Source organism: Pseudomonas palleroniana (genome assembly GCF_003031675.1).
Lineage (GTDB): Bacteria > Pseudomonadota > Gammaproteobacteria > Pseudomonadales > Pseudomonadaceae > Aquipseudomonas > Aquipseudomonas palleroniana.
Genome location: NZ_PYWX01000031.1, coordinates 104,513 through 121,834, shown reverse-complemented (window position 1 = coordinate 121,834; position 17,322 = coordinate 104,513). Strand labels below are relative to the sequence as shown.

At 60.2% G+C, this 17,322-nt stretch carries 16 protein-coding genes; 9 read left to right on the top strand and 7 right to left on the bottom strand.

Features of this window, described 5'->3' with window-relative positions:
- The first annotated feature begins 10 nt into the window (after positions 1-10).
- Both C9383_RS11290 and C9383_RS11285 read left to right on the top strand, forming a co-directional pair.
- Complete coding sequence (locus C9383_RS11290; RefSeq protein WP_090366964.1) at positions 11-1,117, top strand: efflux RND transporter periplasmic adaptor subunit; 1,107 nt, start codon at positions 11-13, stop codon at positions 1,115-1,117.
- An 18-nt stretch (positions 1,118-1,135) separates the two neighbouring features.
- The gene (locus C9383_RS11285) at positions 1,136-4,270 is read left to right on the top strand and encodes a CusA/CzcA family heavy metal efflux RND transporter (protein WP_090366963.1); all 3,135 of its coding nucleotides are present in this window, start codon (positions 1,136-1,138) and stop codon (positions 4,268-4,270) included.
- A gap of 10 nt (positions 4,271-4,280) precedes the next feature.
- Here the strand turns inward: C9383_RS11285 and C9383_RS11280 are convergent, their stop codons facing one another.
- The 3 genes from C9383_RS11280 to C9383_RS11270 form a co-directional block, all read right to left on the bottom strand.
- The gene (locus C9383_RS11280; protein ID WP_090366962.1) at positions 4,281-5,666 is read right to left on the bottom strand and encodes a heavy metal sensor histidine kinase; all 1,386 of its coding nucleotides are present in this window, start codon (positions 5,664-5,666) and stop codon (positions 4,281-4,283) included.
- Positions 5,663-6,337 (bottom strand): heavy metal response regulator transcription factor, encoded by a 675-nt coding sequence (locus C9383_RS11275; protein WP_090366961.1) that lies wholly within the window; start codon positions 6,335-6,337, stop codon positions 5,663-5,665. Before C9383_RS11275 ends, C9383_RS11280 begins: the two co-directional genes overlap by 4 nt.
- 336 nt (positions 6,338-6,673) lie before the next feature.
- On the bottom strand, positions 6,674-7,993 hold the full coding sequence (locus tag C9383_RS11270) for an OprD family porin (RefSeq protein ID WP_090366960.1): 1,320 nt from the start codon (positions 7,991-7,993) through the stop codon (positions 6,674-6,676).
- 225 nt (positions 7,994-8,218) lie between these two features.
- Between C9383_RS11270 and C9383_RS11265 the strand changes: the two genes are divergently transcribed.
- The 3 genes from C9383_RS11265 (at position 8,219) to C9383_RS11255 (ending at position 10,604) form a co-directional block, all read left to right on the top strand.
- Positions 8,219-8,551: a DUF2790 domain-containing protein gene (locus C9383_RS11265; protein ID WP_060754777.1), complete on the top strand. Its 333-nt coding sequence runs from the start codon at positions 8,219-8,221 to the stop codon at positions 8,549-8,551.
- 102 nt (positions 8,552-8,653) lie between these two features.
- Positions 8,654-9,970 (top strand): methyl-accepting chemotaxis protein, encoded by a 1,317-nt coding sequence (locus tag C9383_RS11260; RefSeq protein ID WP_090366959.1) that lies wholly within the window; start codon positions 8,654-8,656, stop codon positions 9,968-9,970.
- A gap of 52 nt (positions 9,971-10,022) precedes the next feature.
- Positions 10,023-10,604, top strand: coding sequence for a flavin reductase family protein (locus C9383_RS11255; RefSeq protein ID WP_090366958.1), 582 nt, complete (start codon positions 10,023-10,025; stop codon positions 10,602-10,604).
- A 58-nt stretch (positions 10,605-10,662) separates the two neighbouring features.
- Here C9383_RS11255 and C9383_RS11250 read toward each other — a convergent pair whose 3' ends face one another.
- On the bottom strand, positions 10,663-11,472 hold the full coding sequence (locus C9383_RS11250) for an AraC family transcriptional regulator (RefSeq protein WP_060754780.1): 810 nt from the start codon (positions 11,470-11,472) through the stop codon (positions 10,663-10,665).
- A 190-nt stretch (positions 11,473-11,662) separates the two neighbouring features.
- Between C9383_RS11250 and C9383_RS11245 the strand changes: the two genes are divergently transcribed.
- The 4 genes from C9383_RS11245 (at position 11,663) to ddlA (ending at position 14,313) form a co-directional block, all read left to right on the top strand.
- Positions 11,663-12,226, top strand: a complete 564-nt coding sequence (locus tag C9383_RS11245; RefSeq protein ID WP_090366957.1) for a DUF2975 domain-containing protein — start codon at positions 11,663-11,665, stop codon at positions 12,224-12,226.
- Positions 12,227-12,233: 7 nt separating this feature from the next.
- The gene (locus C9383_RS11240) at positions 12,234-12,455 is read left to right on the top strand and encodes a helix-turn-helix domain-containing protein (protein WP_060754782.1); all 222 of its coding nucleotides are present in this window, start codon (positions 12,234-12,236) and stop codon (positions 12,453-12,455) included.
- An 80-nt stretch (positions 12,456-12,535) separates the two neighbouring features.
- Complete coding sequence (locus C9383_RS11235) at positions 12,536-13,174, top strand: LysE family translocator (protein WP_090366956.1); 639 nt, start codon at positions 12,536-12,538, stop codon at positions 13,172-13,174.
- A 44-nt stretch (positions 13,175-13,218) separates the two neighbouring features.
- Positions 13,219-14,313 (top strand): D-alanine--D-alanine ligase, encoded by a 1,095-nt coding sequence (gene ddlA, locus C9383_RS11230; RefSeq protein WP_090366955.1) that lies wholly within the window; start codon positions 13,219-13,221, stop codon positions 14,311-14,313.
- A gap of 27 nt (positions 14,314-14,340) precedes the next feature.
- Here the strand turns inward: ddlA and C9383_RS11225 are convergent, their stop codons facing one another.
- The 3 genes from C9383_RS11225 to ggt all read right to left on the bottom strand — a co-directional run bounded on the left by C9383_RS11225 (position 14,341) and on the right by ggt (position 17,303).
- Positions 14,341-14,655 (bottom strand): helix-turn-helix domain-containing protein, encoded by a 315-nt coding sequence (locus C9383_RS11225; protein WP_090366954.1) that lies wholly within the window; start codon positions 14,653-14,655, stop codon positions 14,341-14,343.
- A gap of 71 nt (positions 14,656-14,726) precedes the next feature.
- Complete coding sequence (gene pgeF / locus C9383_RS11220) at positions 14,727-15,452, bottom strand: peptidoglycan editing factor PgeF (RefSeq protein WP_090366953.1); 726 nt, start codon at positions 15,450-15,452, stop codon at positions 14,727-14,729.
- Between the two features lie 21 nt (positions 15,453-15,473).
- A complete protein-coding gene (gene ggt, locus C9383_RS11215; protein WP_090366952.1) occupies positions 15,474-17,303 on the bottom strand; it encodes a gamma-glutamyltransferase in 1,830 nt (609 codons plus the stop codon).
- Positions 17,304-17,322: the final 19 nt, after the last annotated feature.

Here is a 17,322-nt window from a genome sequence, read left to right as displayed (position 1 = left end):
AGTCTTTTTGATGAACAAGAAACATGGCATGGCGCTCGCCGTCGCCCTGAGCCTGATGCTGTCGGGTTTTGCCTGCGCCGATGAAGAGGAAGGCAAACTCGAACTCACTGAGGCGCAGATCCAGGCCGCCGGTATTCAACTGGCGCAGGCACAGCCCCGTGCGCTCAGTACGCTGCTGACATTGCCGGGAGAAGTACGCTTCGACGAAGACCGCACCTCGCACATTGTTCCGCGTGCGGCGGGCGTCGTAGAGGCGGTCAAGGTCAACCTCGGGCAAGCGGTGAAGAAGGGCGAACTGTTGGCGGTGATCGCCAGCCAGCAGATCTCCGATCAACGTAGCGAGTTGGCCGCCAGCGAGCGCCGTGTCGAACTGGCGCGCACCACCTTCCAGCGTGAGCGCCAGCTGTGGAAGGACGAGATCTCCGCAGAGCAGGATTACCTGCTGGCACGCCAGACTTTGCAGGAGGCCGAAATTGCCCTGAACAACGCTCGGCAAAAGATGAACGCCCTGAGCGGCAGCGCGGTCTTGGCGGGCGGTAATCGCTACGAGTTGCGCGCGCCGTTCGCCGGTGTGGTGGTGGAAAAGCACCTTGGCGTCGGCGAAGTGGTCAGCGAAACCAGCAACGCCTTCACGCTCTCGGACCTGTCCCAGGTGTGGGTCACCTTCGGTGTATTTCCCAAAGACCTGAACAAGGTGCGCGTCGGTAAACCGGTGAAAGTCAGCTCCACCGAAATGGGCACCGATGTGCTCGGCACGGTGGCCTATGTCGGCAACCTGCTCGGCGAGCAGACGCGCACCGCCAGCGTGCGCGTGAGCGTACCCAACCCTGATGACGCCTGGCGTCCGGGCCTGTTTGTGACGGTGCAAGTGGCCACCGACACCTATCAGGCCAAGGTCACCGTGCCGCAAACCGCGATCCAGACCGTCGAGGACAAACCTTCGGTGTTTGTGCGCACCCCGGACGGTTTTATCACTCGCCATCTCGAACTGGGCGTGAGTGAAAACGGCTACGTCGAGGTCCGCAAAGGTCTCGACGCCGGGGCACAGGTGGCAACCGGCGGCAGCTTCATCCTCAAGTCCGAATTGGGCAAAGGCTCGGCCGAACACGCCCATTGATCCTGCGAGTGATTTCCCATGTTTGAGCGCCTTATCCAATTTGCCATCGAGCAGCGCATCATCGTGCTGCTGGCGGTGCTGCTGATGGCCGGTGTCGGCATTGCCAGCTATCAGAAGTTGCCCATCGACGCCGTGCCTGATATCACCAATGTGCAGGTGCAGATCAACTCGGCGGCGGCCGGGTTTTCGCCGCTGGAAACCGAGCAGCGCATCACCTTTCCTATCGAAACGGCCATGGCCGGGCTACCGGGGTTACAGCAGACGCGTTCGTTGTCGCGTTCTGGTTTGTCCCAGGTCACGGTGATTTTCAAGGATGGCACCGACCTGTTCTTTGCCCGCCAATTGGTCAACGAGCGTCTGCAAGTGGCCCGTGAGCAATTACCCGAGGGTATCGAAACGGCCATGGGGCCGATTTCCACTGGCCTTGGTGAAATATTCTTGTGGACCGTCGAGGCCGAGGAGGGCGCACTCAAAGATGACGGTACGCCCTACACGCCGACCGACTTGCGGGTGATCCAGGACTGGATCATCAAGCCGCAACTGCGCAACGTTCCGGGCGTAGCGGAGATCAACACCATCGGTGGTTTCGCCAAGGAATATCAGGTCGCGCCCGACCCCAAGCGCCTGGCGGCCTACAACCTGACCTTGGGCGATCTGGTCACGGCGCTGGAACGCAACAACGCCAACGTCGGTGCCGGTTATATCGAACGCAGCGGTGAGCAGTTGTTGATTCGGGCGCCGGGGCAAGTGGCGTCCATCGACGATATTGCCAACATCGTGATCACCACCTCGGACGGTACGCCGATCCGCGTGCGCAATGTGGCTCAGGTCGAGATCGGCCGCGAACTGCGCACCGGCGCAGCCACTGAAAACGGCCGTGAAGTGGTGCTGGGCACGGTGTTCATGTTGATCGGTGAAAACAGCCGTACCGTGTCCCTGGCGGTGGCGAAAAAGCTCGAAGAGATCAACCGCTCGCTGCCCGAGGGGGTGGTGGCCGTTACCGTCTACGACCGCACCAGCCTGGTGGAAAAAGCCATTGCCACGGTAAAGAAGAATCTCTTTGAAGGCGCGCTGCTGGTGGTCGCGGTACTGTTCCTGTTCCTGGGCAATATCCGTGCGGCGCTGATTACGGCCATGGTGATTCCCCTGGCGATGCTCTTCACCTTTACCGGCATGTTCACCAATAAAGTCAGCGCCAACTTGATGAGTCTCGGCGCGCTGGATTTCGGCATTATCGTCGATGGTGCGGTGGTGATCGTGGAGAACGCCATCCGCCGTCTGGCCCACGCGCAGCACCGTCATGGGCGCTTGTTGACCCGCAGCGAACGCCTGCATGAGGTGTTCGCGGCGGCCAAGGAGGCGCGCCGTGCGCTGATCTTCGGTCAACTGATCATCATGGTGGTGTACTTGCCGATCTTCGCCCTGACGGGGGTGGCCGGGAAGATGTTCCACCCCATGGCGTTCACCGTGGTGATCGCCCTGCTTGGCGCGATGATCTTGTCGGTGACCTTTGTGCCGGCGGCGATTGCGCTGTTCGTTACCGGCAAGGTCCAGGAAGACGAAAACCTGGTGATGCGCAGTGCGCGCCGGGCCTATGCCCCGGTGCTGGATTGGGTGATGGCTCGTCGCTCGCTGGTGTTCGGCCTGGCGGTGCTGACCATCATCGCCTCCGGGGCGGTCGCCAGCCGCATGGGCAGCGAGTTTATCCCCAGTCTCAGTGAAGGCGACTTCGCCCAGCAGGCCTTGCGCGTACCCGGCACCAGCCTGACGCAGTCGGTGCAGATGCAGCAGCAACTGGAAAAAACCTTGCTGGCCCAGGTACCGGAAATCGAGCGGGTGTTTGCTCGCACCGGCACTGCGGAAATCGCCTCCGACCCGATGCCGCCGAATATTTCTGACAGCTATGTGATGCTCAAGCCGAAGGAGCAATGGCCCGATCCGAAGAAGTCCCGCGAGGCGCTGATTGCCGATATCCAGCGTGCCAGTGCGATTGTGCCGGGCAGCGCGTATGAACTGTCGCAACCGATCCAGTTGCGATTCAACGAACTGATTTCCGGGGTGCGCAGTGATGTGGCGGTGAAGGTGTTTGGTGACGACATGGCCGTGCTGAACAAGACCGCCGAGGAAATTGCCGAAACATTGAAAAAGCTCACGGGCGCCTCGGAAGTGAAGGTGGAACAGACCTCCGGCCTGCCGGTGCTGACCATCAATATCGACCGCGACAAGGCCGCGCGTTTTGGCCTGAACGTGGGCGATGTGCAGGACACCATTGCCGTCGCGGTGGGTGGGCGCCAGGCCGGTACCTTGTACGAAGGCGATCGTCGTTTCGATATGGTTGTGCGTTTGTCCGATGCGTTGCGCACCGATATCGAGGGGCTTGCGCGACTGCTGATCCCGGTGCCGGCAATGGCCGGCAGCGGAGCGGGGCCATTGGGCTTTATTGCCTTGTCCCAGGTCGCCAGCCTGGACCTGGTGCTCGGCCCGAACCAGATCAGCCGCGAGAACGGCAAGCGCCTGGTGATCGTCAGTGCCAACGTACGGGGGCGGGATATCGGTTCATTCGTCGAAGAGGCCGAAACGGCGATCAGCCGCCAGGTGAAGGTGCCCGCCGGTTACTGGACCACCTGGGGCGGCCAGTTCGAACAATTGAAGGAAGCCTCCGAGCGTTTGCGTATCGTGGTGCCGGTGGCGTTGCTGCTGGTGTTCGGGCTGTTATTCATGATGTTCAACAACCTCAAGGATGGCCTGCTGGTGTTTACCGGGATTCCGTTTGCGCTGACCGGCGGAATCATGGCCCTGTGGTTACGGGATATTCCGTTGTCGATCTCGGCAGGCGTGGGCTTCATCGCATTGTCCGGGGTGGCGGTGCTCAACGGGCTGGTCATGATTGCCTTCATCCGCAACCTGCGGGAGGAAGGGCGTTCATTATCAAACGCGGTCAATGAAGGTGCGCTGACGCGCTTGCGTCCGGTACTGATGACTGCGTTGGTGGCCTCCCTCGGGTTTATTCCCATGGCACTCGCCACCGGCACCGGCGCAGAGGTGCAGCGGCCGTTGGCGACGGTGGTGATCGGCGGGATTATTTCATCGACGCTGCTGACCTTGCTGGTGCTGCCGGCGCTGTATCAATGGGCGCACCGCAAGGAAGAATGACCCTTGCACTTCACGTGAATGGGAAGACCAGGCGAAACAGCGTGAAACCACCGGGCAGGCTGCGTACGTCGGCCTGCCCCTGGTGCAAGGTCATGATCGACCGCACGATGGCCAGCCCCAGGCCGGTACCGCCCTCGTTGCGGGCGCGGCTGCTGTCGACGCGGTAGAAACGTTCGAACAGGTGCGGCAGGTGCTGGGCTTCGATGCCTGGGCCGGGGTTGCTCACCGATACCGACACCTGGTTGCCATAGGTTTCCACCAGCAACGAAATATGCGAGCCCGCCGGGCTGTGGCGGATGGCATTGGACAGCAGATTGGACAGCGCACGCTGGATCATCAGGCGGTCCCCGAGTACCTGGGCGTCGCCGCTCAAGGTCAGGGTCAATTGCTTGTCTTCGGCACTCAGCGCAAACAACTCCATGACCCGATGGGCTTCAGCCGCCAGTGGGACCGCCGTGAACGACGCGCGTGCCGCCGGGTGGCTGACCTGGGCCAGAAACAGCATGTCATTGACGATGCGTCCCAGGCGTTCCAGTTCTTCGGTGCTGGATTCCAGTACGGCCTTGTATTCCTCCGGCGGGCGTTGGCGTGACAAGGTCAGTTGGGCCTTGCCCATCAAGTTGGTCAGGGGCGCACGCAGTTCGTGGGCGAGGTCATCGGAGAATTGCGAGAGCTGCTGCACCCCGGCGTCCAGGCGATTGAGCATCACATTGAAGCCTTGAGCCAGTTCGCCCAGTTCCTTGGGCAAGTTATCGATGGACAACCGATGGGTGAGGTCCTGGGTGGTGACTTGGGCTGCCACATGACTGAACTGCTTCAATGGCGCGAGCCCGCGTTGCACCAGCCACCAGGCACCCATGCCGATCAGGATCAGCAACATGGGCAGCGCGATGATAGTGGCTCTCAGGTAGGCGCTGAGCAGGGCCTGGTCGTCCATGCGGTCCAGGGACAGCAGCACCCGTACGCGTTCGCCGCTGGCCAGGCGCATCAGGCTGGAGGCGCTGAGTACCTGGTTGCCATAGCTGTCCGTCCAGTTCAGGTAACCGAGGTTTTCCCGAGGCTTGAAGTCGGTCAGCAGCGGTTCTTGCGGCTTGGCACCGACGCTCAGCAGTACACTGTTGTTGGGCGCGGTGCCGACGATGGTCAGGTAGAAGTTGTCGTGGCCCATCACCAGGTCCATCAGCGAATGTGGGCGGGCACGAATGGCGTGGGTGTCGAGGCCCAAGGCGAGGCTGTGCTGGATCTGTTCCATCTTGCTTTCCAGGCCCTTGCGCGCCAGTTTTTCCAGCTCATGGGTCAGGGCCAGGTAGGCCAGGGTCGCCAGCAGCACGACCAGGCCCGCGCCCATCAGGCTGACGGTCAGGCCCAGGCGCATCGACAGACTGCCGGTTTTCATGGGCGCGCCTCCAACACGTAGCCCACACCGCGGATGGTGTGGATCAGCTTGACCTCGCTCTGGTCATCGACCTTGGCACGCAGGCGGCTGATGGAGACCTCCACCACGTTGGTATCGCAGTCGAAGTTCATGTCCCACACCAGGGAGATGATCTGCGTGCGGGTCAGTACTTCACCGGTCTGGCGCATCAGCACCTGCAGCAGGGCAAACTCCTTGGTGGTCAGGTCAATGCGCCGGTTGCCGCGATAGGCGCGATGGCGGCGAGGGTCCAACTCAAGGTCCGATACGCGAAACACTTCAGGCTGTTGAATATGTTCGCTGCGCCGCAGCAGCGTGCGCACCCGCGCCAGTAACTCGGGAAATTCGAAGGGCTTGACCAGGTAATCATCGGCGCCCATGTCCAGGCCCTTGATCTTGTCCGCCAGTCGGCCACGGGCGGTCAGCATCATCACGCGCTGGGTGCCGTTGCGGCGTAATTGCTCCAACACTTCCCAGCCATCTTTGCCGGGCAGGTTGACGTCGAGAATCACCAGTTCATACGCGTGTTGCCCGGCCAGGTGCAGGCCGTCAACGCCATTGCTGGCGCAGTCCACCACATAGCCGCTTTCGTTCAAGCCTTGCTGCAGGTAGTCGGCGGTTTTTTGTTCGTCCTCAACCACAAGGATACGCATGGGGGGTTACCTATCACGAAGAGAAAAGAAGGCCATTTCCTTATGGGCTGTGCGTTGGGGGAGTAGGAAAAGTCTGAACCGTGAAGTAGCTTCAGGGTCAACTGCGACCATCGGCCGCACAAAGCCGGGCTCAAAAAAAACGCCCCAGGCGGGGCGTTAAAAATCCATCTCTTTCCAAAGGAGCTACACAAAAGCTTCAGAGATGAATGTGCTCGGTGAATAAGTTGAGGCCAGTATAGGAAGATCAACTTAACGAGAAGGTGAGGCCAATATTACAGTTTTGATAACTGGGAATTTGTGAACAGATGTTGGTCAACGGCGAACGAATGTAATCACTTACAGCGCTACCAGTGGATATTCGGCAATCAAGCGAACTTCCTCCAGGTCCGACTCAAATGCACTGGAGCGCACGGTGGCCTGGCGCAGGCGCAATGACAGGTCTTTCAAGGTGCCACTTTGCACCACATATTTGGCCTCGATATCCCGCTCCCAGCGACGCTGGTCGGTCAGCGGGTTACCCGCTGCATCGCGGCGCATGTAGACGGCGTTGGCGTTGCTGTAGTCGGCACCCGTGCCTTTAGCGTAGCGGGTCATGAACGACAGGCCGGGGATACCGAACGGCTGCATGTCCAGGTCATAGCGCAGCATCCAGGAGCGTTCCTTGGGCGCGTTGAAGTCGCTGTACTGGATCGAGTTATTGAGGAAGATCGAGTCTGATTGGCGCAGATAATCAAAGTCGTCATCGCCGTTGTTGCGCTGGTGCGAGACGGCTACGCTGTGGGCGCCGATCTTGACCCCGAGCCTGGCACTCCAGATGTTGTTATCGAACTCACCCAGGCGTTTTTTGCCTTCGTCCACCGCTTTGTAATAGTTGAAGTCGCCGAACAATGAGACGTCATCGTTCAGCGGGTAACTGGCGGCGCTGCCGAAATAATATTGATCCCAGGCGTCCTTCAAGCGGCTGCTGTACAGGCTCACACTCAAGTGTTTGTTGAGCTGGTAATCACCGCCGAAGTAGCCGATCCAGGGCGAGTCCACCTTGCCTGCATAGAAGGTCGCGAAACCGTTGTTCATGCCGCTTTCGTTGGGTTGGCTCATGCCGCTCAAGCGCCCGCCTTGCAGGCTCAAACCCTCGATGGAGGTGTTTTGCGCGGTCACGCCACGAAAGCTTTGCGGCAGTAAACGCGAGTCGCCGTACGCCACCACGGGGGTGAGTGGGAACACATCACCGGCCTTGATCACGGTGTCGAGCACGCGCAATTTCACCGCGCCGCCAACTCTGCTGTAGCTGTTTTCAGGGTGGTTGTCGCTGTCCACCGGCAGCACGCCGAACGAGCCCTTGCCGCCGCTGCGGCCGCTGCCCGAGTCGAGTTGCAGGCCGTACATGGCGAACGCATCCAGGCCGAACCCCACCGTGCCTTGGGTAAAACCGGATTCGAATTTGCCGATCAACCCCTGCGCCCAGGCCGCGGAATAACCGTTGCCGGTGGGGCTGGATTGGCCCTTGCGATCATCTCGGTTGAAGTAAAAATTGCGCGCTAGCACGTTGACACTGCTGCCTTCGATAAACCCTTCGGGCTTGTCCTCAGCAGCCACGGCGGTCAGGGGCAATGCGGCGATCAACGAAAAGGGAAGGGTGTAGTGGCGGATATTCATGGTTCGCTCCTGGGGCTTGGCAGTTATCGGCTTCTTATGGGGGCGGGCGTTCTTATTGATCTGGCCCAGGCTGATAGTTGCAAACCTCAGATAACGGGAAAGTGGCTCGAACATTACAATTCTGGAAAGTCATGGCCACCTAACAAATAAGTAATGTTGTCGTGAACATGGCGTCAGGGTTGGCTGGTTAATCTCGGCACTGAACTTTCAGACGAGGAACCGGTAATGAACTTTTATAAAATTGGCCTGGGTGTATTAACGGCTATCCTGTCTTTTGGCGCATTGGCCGAAGGCGGCGGGGATCGTACGTTCGCTCTGATGATGGAGCGCAATGAAAAGGCTATGGCCGATTACGCGGCCAGGGTCGGCAAGCCGGCACCCGAGGTACAGGCGTATCGCTACGGCATGAAGCTGGACATCGCCAACGTGGTCAACGTGACGCCGCCCATCCGCTCGTGCAACCCGGTGCCGTCACGCATGACCTATGAGGACTCCACGGGCAAGCTCAATACCCTGGAGTATCAAGTGATGGGGGTGTGCCGGAACAATGGCGGCTGACCGGCCAGGAATATAGTTGGATCTGAGGTGAAACCCTCTTCAGAAAACGCCGGCCGCGCCGATGCAGAAAATACCCTGTCATCATTTGATCATTGGTGCCCCATGTTCACGACCCGTTTGAAGCAGGAGCTGTCGGCTCTTCGCGAAGAGTTGTCCAGCTTGCAACAGGTTAAAGAGAGCCTGGAAAGCGAAATGATCGCGATCACCCTGGACCCGCAAGGGCGCATCGCGTCGGTCAACGCCCTCTTTCTTCAGGAGATGGCTTATCAAGGCACGCAACTGTCGGGGCGCTTGATTGATGAGTTGTTTCCGGCACATGTGCGCGACAACGAATTCCAGCAGCGTTTCAAGAACGCACTGGTACGCGGTGAACACTATGCCGGCACCGTGCGCCTGATGCGCGGCAATGGCAAGGAAGCGTGGCTGCGCTCGATCGTGCAGCCGGTGCGCAGCTCGGACGGGCGCATCAAATATTTCTCGATCGTCTCCAGCGACCTGACCCGGACCATCGAGGCCTCGCGTGAGCATGAAAACCTGATCACGGCGCTGGTGCGCTCCACTGCGGTCATCGAGTTTGACCTCGACGGTCATGTGCTGACCGCCAACGACCGTTTTCTCAATGGCATGGGCTACAGCCTGGCGCAGATTCAGGGCAAGCATCACCGCATATTCTGCGAGCCGGAGGAATACAACAGCGCCGAATACCAGCATTTCTGGACGCGCCTGAAGGCCGGAGAATTCATCGCGGCGCGCTTCAAGCGTGTCGACAGCCAGGGGCGCCTGGTGTGGCTGGAAGCGACCTATAACCCGGTGCTGGATGCCAATGATCGAGTGTACAAAGTGGTCAAGTTCGCCACGGTGATCACCGACCAGGTCAACCGGGAACAGGCCGTGGCCGAGGCCGCCAACATTGCCTACAGCACTTCGCAGCAAACCGACAGCAGCGCTCAGCGCGGCACCACTGTCGTGACGCAGGCGGTGGGGGTGATGCGTGACCTGGCCAAGCACATGCAGCAGGCCGGCGAAGGCATTGAAGCGCTGAACGAGCAGTCCCAGGTGATCGGCAGCATCGTCAAGACCATCAGCGGTATTGCCGAGCAGACCAACCTGCTGGCGCTCAATGCGGCCATCGAGGCGGCCCGTGCCGGTGAGCAAGGCCGTGGTTTTGCGGTGGTGGCGGATGAAGTTCGTCAGCTGGCATCACGTACCAGCAAAGCCACTGAGGAGATTGTCGGTGTGGTGCGTCAGAACCAGGATATGGCCCGCGATGCGGTCGCCCTGATGACCGATGGCCGCGTGCAAGCCGAACAGGGGCTGGCGCTGGCGTCCGAGGCGGGTACGGTGATTGTGGAAATTCAGGACGGCGCGCAGAAGGTGGTCAGCGCGGTCGGGCAGTTCGCCAATCAGCTGTCGAGCTGAGCATAGGGCTCAGGTATCGTAGGTTCTTTCTTGCATGAAGAGCCGACCTTCCATGAGCCCTACCCATCGTCGCCCCGTTCCTCTGTCCAAAGCTTATCGTTTGCTTAACCACGGGCCGACCGTACTGGTGAGCGCAGCCTTTGGGGGCAAGCGCAATATCATGGCTGCAGCCTGGGCCATGCCCTTGGATTTCGAACCGCCGAAAGTCGCGGTGGTCCTGGACAAATCCACCTGGACCCGCCAATTGCTCGAAAGCGCCGGCACCTTCGTGCTCCAGGTGCCCTGTGTGGCCCAGGCTGACCTGGTGCAGACGGTCGGTAATACGACCGGCGCTGAAACCGACAAGTTTGCCGCTTACGGCCTGCAAACTTTTAGCGGGGAGCACACCGAAGCGCCGCTGCTGGAAGGCTGCGTGGCCTGGTTGGAATGCCGCTTGTTACCCGAACCCCACAACCAGCAGACCTACGATCTGTTTCTGGGCGAAGTGGTTGCCGCCTACGCCGATGTGCGCGTGTTCAGCGAGGGGCATTGGCATTTTGAAGGGCATGATGAGCTACGCACCTTGCACCACATTGCCGGCGGGAATTTCCTGAGCATCGGCGCACCGGTTGTCGGGCGTCAACTTTTGCCCTGAATCCACCCTCTGTAGGAGCGAGCAAGCTCGCTCCCACACATAGGGCGAGCCAGTTTTTTCAGCGCCCGAGCATCTTCACCCAGCGCGACGGCGGCATGCCGTAGGTGCTGCGAAATTGCCGGGTCATATGGCTCTGGTCGGTGAAGCCGGCGGTCAGTGCCGCGTCTACCAACGATTGCCCCTGGGCCAGCAAGCTGCGTACCAGGTCCAGCCGCCGCATGGTCAGGTAGCGATAAGGGCTGGTGCCGAACAACAAGCGAAAATCCCGCGACAAGGCCCAGCGATCACGCCCGCAGTGGTCGGCCATTTCATCCAGGGTAATGCTGCGGCCCAGCGCGCTGTGGATAAATTCCCGAGCGCGCTCGGCGGCGACGTAGTCGAACGACTTGCGGCTGACAATCACCCCCGAGGCGGCGTTCAGTGCCTGGGCCAGGTCGTACAGTGCGTCCTGCTCCTGCATCGGGTCGATCGGGCAATCGAGGCTTTGCAGCAACACTTCGCTGGCGCGAAATAACCGTGGGTCTGTCGATAGGCCCTTGTGGATAAACGGTAAAGGCCGGCCTCCGAGAATCTGCTGGATCAACGCCGGTTCTACATAAATCATGCGGTACTTGAAGCCTTCCACGCTGCTGGCGCGGCCGTCATGGGTTTCATCCGGGTGAATCACCATGGTCGTGCCGGGCAGGCTGTGGGTCATGCAGCCCCGGTAGTGATAGCTCTGTACGCCAAACAAAGTGCGCCCGATCGCATAGGTGTCATGGCGATGGGGATCGAATGCAAAGCCCGCAAAGTACGCCTCGATACGGTCCAGGCCGCTGGCGTGCGGGGCGCGGTGCAGCCAGTCGAGGGTGGAGGTGGGTTGGCCCATGGTGACTTGTCACAAATAGAGGTGGAAACACGTTAACCCAGTCTGTGCAGGTTGTGGGGCGTGGTCTTGAACGATTGTGCAGGTTTTTTTGGGGAGGATGAGCGATTTTAATCGTTTATCGGTAAATTATTATTGTTTTACGATAATAAATTCGCTATTTTGCCTCGACATTAATTCAACGAGGTTGTTTATGAACACTCAACGTCTTGCCCTGCTTAGCCAACGAATGTCAGTGATCACATTGTTGCTGATTGTCGGCATGCTGGTCCTGAACGCGGCTGTGTGGTTGTTTCCAACCTTGAGCTCCTCTACTGGTGGGCGAGGCTTCAGTTTTGCGCTGAGCGATCGCCTGATCCAGGGGCGCATGGACCAGGTAGCCCTGTTCCCGCTATGGCAAACCCTGGGCGCCATTGTGCTGTCGAGTATTCCGCTGATGGCCTTGGCGAGTGGCTTGAATCATCTGCGCAAGCTGTTCCAGCGCTATTCGCGGGGTGAGTACTTTTCCAGCACGGCCGCTTCGCACTTGGGCAAGGTTGGGAAAGCCGTCGCGATCTGGGTCTTGCTGGACTTCCTATGCGAACCATTGCTGAGCGCCTGGATAACAATGACCTTGCCGGTCGGCGAGCGATTGATCACCCTGAGCGTGACGGCGCCCAGCGTTGTGGCACTGTTTCTAGCCGGTTGTATCGCAGTGATTGCGCGTATTCTGTGGCAGGCCAGTGAAGTCGATTCCGAAAACCGCACCTTTGTCTGAGATTGAAATGCCCATTGTGATTGAGCTGGACGTCATGCTTGCCCGGCGCAAGGTCAAATCCAAGGACCTGGCGGCCGCCATCGGAATTACCGAACAGAACCTGTCGTTGCTCAAACAAGGCAAGGTCAAGGGTATACGGCTGGGGACGCTGGATGCCATCTGCACCTATCTGCAGTGCCAGCCCGGTGATCTGTTGGTGCATATGCCGGAACCTCCGGTCGAGCGGTAGCGGCTAACTATTTTTCGAACAGGGATCGGCTTATGCTGCTTTCACACGGATTGGCGATTTTTTCGAGCAGGGGTCAGTTTATGGAGCTTTCACACTGGGTCTATACCGCGCCATTGCTCTCGTTAGCGTTGCTCTGGATAGTTGCTGTCGTCACCCCGGGGCCGAATTTTTTCAACATCGCCCAGTTAGCCGCCAATGCCTCGCGCCGCCATGGTGTGGCGGCCTCGGCAGGTGTCGCCTCGGGTACGGTGCTGTGGGGAGTGGCCGGTGGCCTGGGCATCAAGTCGTTGTTTACGGCGGCGCCCATGTTGTACCTGGCGTTCAAGATTATCGGTGGCTGCTACCTGATTTACCTGGGGCTCAGGCTGTTCAAACGTTCGGTACCGGTCGCGGGCCGGAACCCGCTGGCGGATGGGCAGCGACGCTCGCTGTTGTCGGCTTGGCGGCTGGGTTTGCTCGGTAATTTGTCCAACCCGAAGTCCGCCTTGTTTGTCGCGACGATCTTCGCCTCGACCATGCCTCCTTCGCCCTCGCCGTTGCTGCTGACGCTGGCTGTGGTCGTCATGGCCAGCTTGTCGTTCAGTTGGTATTGCGCCGTTGCACTGGTGTTTTCCAGTGAGCGCATGGCCAACCTCTACAGTCGTTCGCGCAAGTGGCTCGACCGTTTTGCCGGTGGTTGCTACGTACTGTTCGGTGCACATCTGGTGGCGAATCGCTAACCGCCCGTGTTAAGAAGCCTTACTTTCAACTGTGAGGCTGGGTCATGAGCAAGGTGCGGGTGGGTATTATTTTTGGTGGCCGTTCGGCCGAGCACGAAGTCTCTTTGCAATCGGCGCGCAATATCGTCGACGCCTTGGACCGTACGCGCTTCGAGCCCGTCCTGATCGGCATCGACAAGGCCGGCCACTGGCACCTCAACGACACGTCGAACTTCCTGATCAACCAGGAGAACCCGGCGCTGATCGCCCTCAACCAGTCCAACCGCGAACTGGCGGTGGTGCCAGGCAAGGGCAGCCGGCAAGTCGTGGAAACCTCCGGGCAGGGTATGCTGGAACACATCGACGTAATCTTCCCCATCGTCCACGGCACCCTGGGTGAAGATGGCTGCCTGCAAGGTTTGCTGCGCATGGCCGATATGCCTTTCGTTGGCTCCGATGTGCTCGGCTCGGCGGTGTGCATGGACAAGGACATCAGCAAGCGCCTGCTACGCGATGCCGGTATTGGCGTTACCCCGTTCATCACCCTGACCCGTGGCAATGCGGCGCGCACATCCTTTGAAACGGCCGTCAACAAACTGGGCTTGCCGATGTTCGTCAAACCCGCGAACCAGGGGTCTTCGGTGGGGGTGAGCAAGGTTGCCAGCGAAGCCGAGTACCACGCAGCCGTCGAGCTGGCTTTGGGTTTTGATGAAAAAGTGCTGGTGGAATCTGCCGTTCAAGGCCGCGAAATCGAATGCGCCGTATTGGGCAACGACAACCCCATCGCCAGTGGTTGTGGCGAGATCGTGGTGAGCAACGGCTTCTATTCCTACGACAGCAAATACATCGACGAGCAGGCCGCCCAAGTGGTGGTGCCGGCCGCTATCAGCCATGACGCCAGTGAGCGTATCCGCCAGTTGGCCATCGAGGCATTCGGGGTGCTGGGCTGCTCCGGGCTGGCCCGGGTCGATGTGTTCCTCACCGAGGATGGCGAAGTGCTGATCAACGAAATCAACTCACTGCCCGGCTTCACCCGCATCAGCATGTACCCCAAGCTGTGGCAGGCAGCGGGGATGAGTTACAGCGAGCTGGTGAGCCGCTTGATCGAGCTGGCACTGGAGCGGCATGCCGGGCGCAAGGGGCTCAAGATCAGTCGGTAGTCATCGACCGACAGCTCAGTAGCGTCATCAGGCGTTACTGAGTACTTCCCGGAAAACGTCTGGCCGTATGGCTGCTATGTGCAGCAGTGAGCGTGCGGCCCCGGAAGGAGAGCGACGCCCTTGTTCCCACTCTTGAAGTGTTCTTACCGAAACCCCTAAAAGCTCGGCAAACTTGGGTTGTGACAATCCGGTTTTACTCCTGGCTTCTGCAGCTTGAGTGATTTCAACCTGATGCACTGCGCCGTAATGTCCCGCTTTGACATCCTGTATGGCGGCCAGTAACTCTTCGCCAATATTACGTTTGGCGTCACGTTCCTTCAGTTGCTTCTCAGTGAGTGGCATGGTTCATGTCCTTTGCGATTTTGTGCAGGATATGCGCTGGAATATTCTCGGTATCCTTTGTAAGTTCTCTCTCACCTGTCTGAGCGAGCAATCCACGAATAGATCAACGTCTTCGGTTCCTGCGGGTGATGAGTTCTTCGGCGGTAGCTGGCGAAGGTGGGTGATGTGCAATAAGTGCACACCTTACTGACCTCGATCTGCTCACGCTTGAGTCCCGCCGCTTGCAGAAGCATCACCCCATACCCGCTCAAATCGAACCAGGCACTTCCCGCTTGCCTGGCATACGGCGGTGTAATCCGGGGTGGCAGCAATGGGGTCGGTTGCGCAAAGCTCCATGGCGCCAGACCATCACGCCACAAGTGGCCTTGATCGATCTGGAACTGCCCGATAAACCCCTCGCTCACTTCATAACAGCACGGCTTGATCGACGGTCCGATGGCCACTCGCAATTGGTCCACGGGAATGCCTTGGTCGGCAAAGCGTTGCACCGCGTTGGCGATGATCCCGCCTTGCAGTCCCTTCCAACCGCCATGCACGGCGGCAACCATTGCGCCGTTTTCCGAGGCGATAAGCACCGGCAGGCAGTCGGCTGTAATCACCGCAATCGCCTGATGCTCGCGGGTGAACACGCCGTCCGCCTCAAGGGTGTTGGGCACCTGATCGGCCTGCCATTCAATCACCGAGGCGCTGTGCACCTGCTTGCAGATGAACACGGTTTCTGGCCGTAGAGGATCATTGATCGAGCAAAAGCCATGGTCGACGCCGGGGACGGCGCCGAGATTGTCTGCCTGCTGCACAGGATGTCTCCGCTGAAAAAATTAGTCGCCGACCGCTTCGCCTTCACGCCGAGGGTCCGCGCCGCCGCTCAGCGACACCTTGCCCTGGGCATCCCGCGTGCGCACGATGGCCTGGATGCCGCTGGTCATCTCAATCTCGCTCAACGTATGGCCTTTGTCCTGCAACGCCTGTTTCAACCCTGGGCTGAACAGGCCAGCCTCCAGTTCGGTCGCACCGTTGCGGCTGCCGAAGTTCGGCAGGCTGATGGCGGCTTGCGGGTCGAGGTTCCAGTCGAGCATAGCCACCAAGGATTTGCTCACATACTCGATGATCTGTGAGCCGCCCGGCGAGCCTACCGTGGCCAGCAATTCACCGCTCTTGCGGTCGAACACCAGGGTCGGTGCCATGGCCGAGCGTGGGCGTTTTCCCGGCTCGACGCGGTTGGCCACCGGCTGGCCGTTTTCTTCGGGGATGAACGAAAAATCGGTCATCTGGTTGTTCAGCAGAAAGCCTTGGACCATCAGGTGCGAGCCGAACGCCGCTTCCACCGTGGTGGTCATCGATACGGCGCCGCCCTGGTCGTCCACGGCCACCACTTGTGAGGTGGAGATACGCAGCGGCGAACGGTCCGGCGCGTACGCCACCTGGATGCCCGCAGGTCGGCCCGGTTTGGCGATGCCCATGCTGCGCTCGCCGATCAGCGTGGCGCGTTGGGCCAGGTAGTCCGGTGCGACGAGGCCCGCGACGGGGACGGGGGTGAAGTCTGAATCGGCCACATACAGTGCGCGGTCGGCGAAGGCCAGGCGACCGGCCTCAGCGATCAGGTGCACGGCTTCGGGGCTGGGCTCAAGACCGGCGGGCGAGGCACTTTTCAAGGGTGCCATCGGCGCGATGGCCAGGCGCGGGTCGCGGGCCTCCACGGCCTGCAACGTGCCGAGGATTTGCGCAACGGCAATCCCGCCCGAGGAGGGGGGCGGCATGCCGCACACGCGGTACTGTTTGTAGTCGGTGCAAAGCGGTGTGCGCTCCTTGGCGACATAGCCCTTGAGGTCGGCCTGCGACAGGCTGCCCACATTGCGATTGCCCTGGACCTTGCGTGCGATCTCGTCGGCGATCGGGCCGTGGTACAGCGCGTCGGGTCCTTCCTTGGCAATGCGCTTGAATACACTCGCCAGTGCCGGGTTTTTCAACAGCGTGCCGGCGGCTTTAGGTGTGCCATCGGCGTTCAGAAAGTAGGCCGCCATCTCCGGCGACTGCGCGATGTAGCGGTCGGCGGCAATCAGCGCGTGCAAGCGTGGGGATATCGCGAAGCCCTGCTCCGACAAACGAATGGCGGGCTCGAACAACTTGGCCCATTGCAGGTGGCCGGTTTGCTTGTGTGCCATTTCCAGAGCACGCAAGACGCCCGGCGTGCCGACCGAACGCCCGCCGATCTGCGCCTCGGGAAACGCCATGGGAGTGCCGTCGGCCTTCAAGAACAAGCGCTCGGTCGCACCGGCCGGCGCCGTTTCGCGACCGTCGTACGCGTGTACGGTTTGCCCATCCCAGAGCATGATGAACGCACCGCCGCCGATGCCGGACGACTGCGGTTCCACCAGGGTCAGCACTGCCTGCATGGCGATCGCCGCATCAATGGCCGAGCCTCCTTGGCGCAACATCTCACGCCCGGCTTCGGCCGCCAACGGGTTGGCGGCGGCGGCCATATGGCGCTCGGCGTGTTGCGTCACAAGATCGCTGCGGTAACCCGAACCCAGCTCCGGTGCTGGAGGTTGTTCAGTGACGGGGATGTGACAGCCGGCCAGGGCGAAGGCTGCGGCAACCATTGACAGTTGACGGCGGGAAATCGAAAGCACGTGCTGAACTCCGTTCATTGTGAGAATGATCTGTTGT

Coding starts and splice junctions, on each gene's coding strand:
- C9383_RS11235 (WP_090366956.1), top strand. CDS start 12,536: ATGGAGCTTTCACACTGGGTCTATACCGCGCCATTGCTCTCGTTAGCG.
- C9383_RS11270 (WP_090366960.1), bottom strand. CDS start 7,993: ATGAATATCCGCCACTACACCCTTCCCTTTTCGTTGATCGCCGCATTG.
- C9383_RS11290 (WP_090366964.1), top strand. CDS start 11: ATGAACAAGAAACATGGCATGGCGCTCGCCGTCGCCCTGAGCCTGATG.
- C9383_RS11240 (WP_060754782.1), top strand. CDS start 12,234: ATGCCCATTGTGATTGAGCTGGACGTCATGCTTGCCCGGCGCAAGGTC.
- C9383_RS11260 (WP_090366959.1), top strand. CDS start 8,654: ATGTTCACGACCCGTTTGAAGCAGGAGCTGTCGGCTCTTCGCGAAGAG.
- C9383_RS11245 (WP_090366957.1), top strand. CDS start 11,663: ATGAACACTCAACGTCTTGCCCTGCTTAGCCAACGAATGTCAGTGATC.
- C9383_RS11265 (WP_060754777.1), top strand. CDS start 8,219: ATGAACTTTTATAAAATTGGCCTGGGTGTATTAACGGCTATCCTGTCT.
- C9383_RS11275 (WP_090366961.1), bottom strand. CDS start 6,337: ATGCGTATCCTTGTGGTTGAGGACGAACAAAAAACCGCCGACTACCTG.
- C9383_RS11225 (WP_090366954.1), bottom strand. CDS start 14,655: ATGCCACTCACTGAGAAGCAACTGAAGGAACGTGACGCCAAACGTAAT.
- C9383_RS11255 (WP_090366958.1), top strand. CDS start 10,023: ATGAGCCCTACCCATCGTCGCCCCGTTCCTCTGTCCAAAGCTTATCGT.
- C9383_RS11280 (WP_090366962.1), bottom strand. CDS start 5,666: ATGAAAACCGGCAGTCTGTCGATGCGCCTGGGCCTGACCGTCAGCCTG.
- C9383_RS11285 (WP_090366963.1), top strand. CDS start 1,136: ATGTTTGAGCGCCTTATCCAATTTGCCATCGAGCAGCGCATCATCGTG.
- ggt (WP_090366952.1), bottom strand. CDS start 17,303: ATGAACGGAGTTCAGCACGTGCTTTCGATTTCCCGCCGTCAACTGTCA.
- ddlA (WP_090366955.1), top strand. CDS start 13,219: ATGAGCAAGGTGCGGGTGGGTATTATTTTTGGTGGCCGTTCGGCCGAG.
- C9383_RS11250 (WP_060754780.1), bottom strand. CDS start 11,472: ATGGGCCAACCCACCTCCACCCTCGACTGGCTGCACCGCGCCCCGCAC.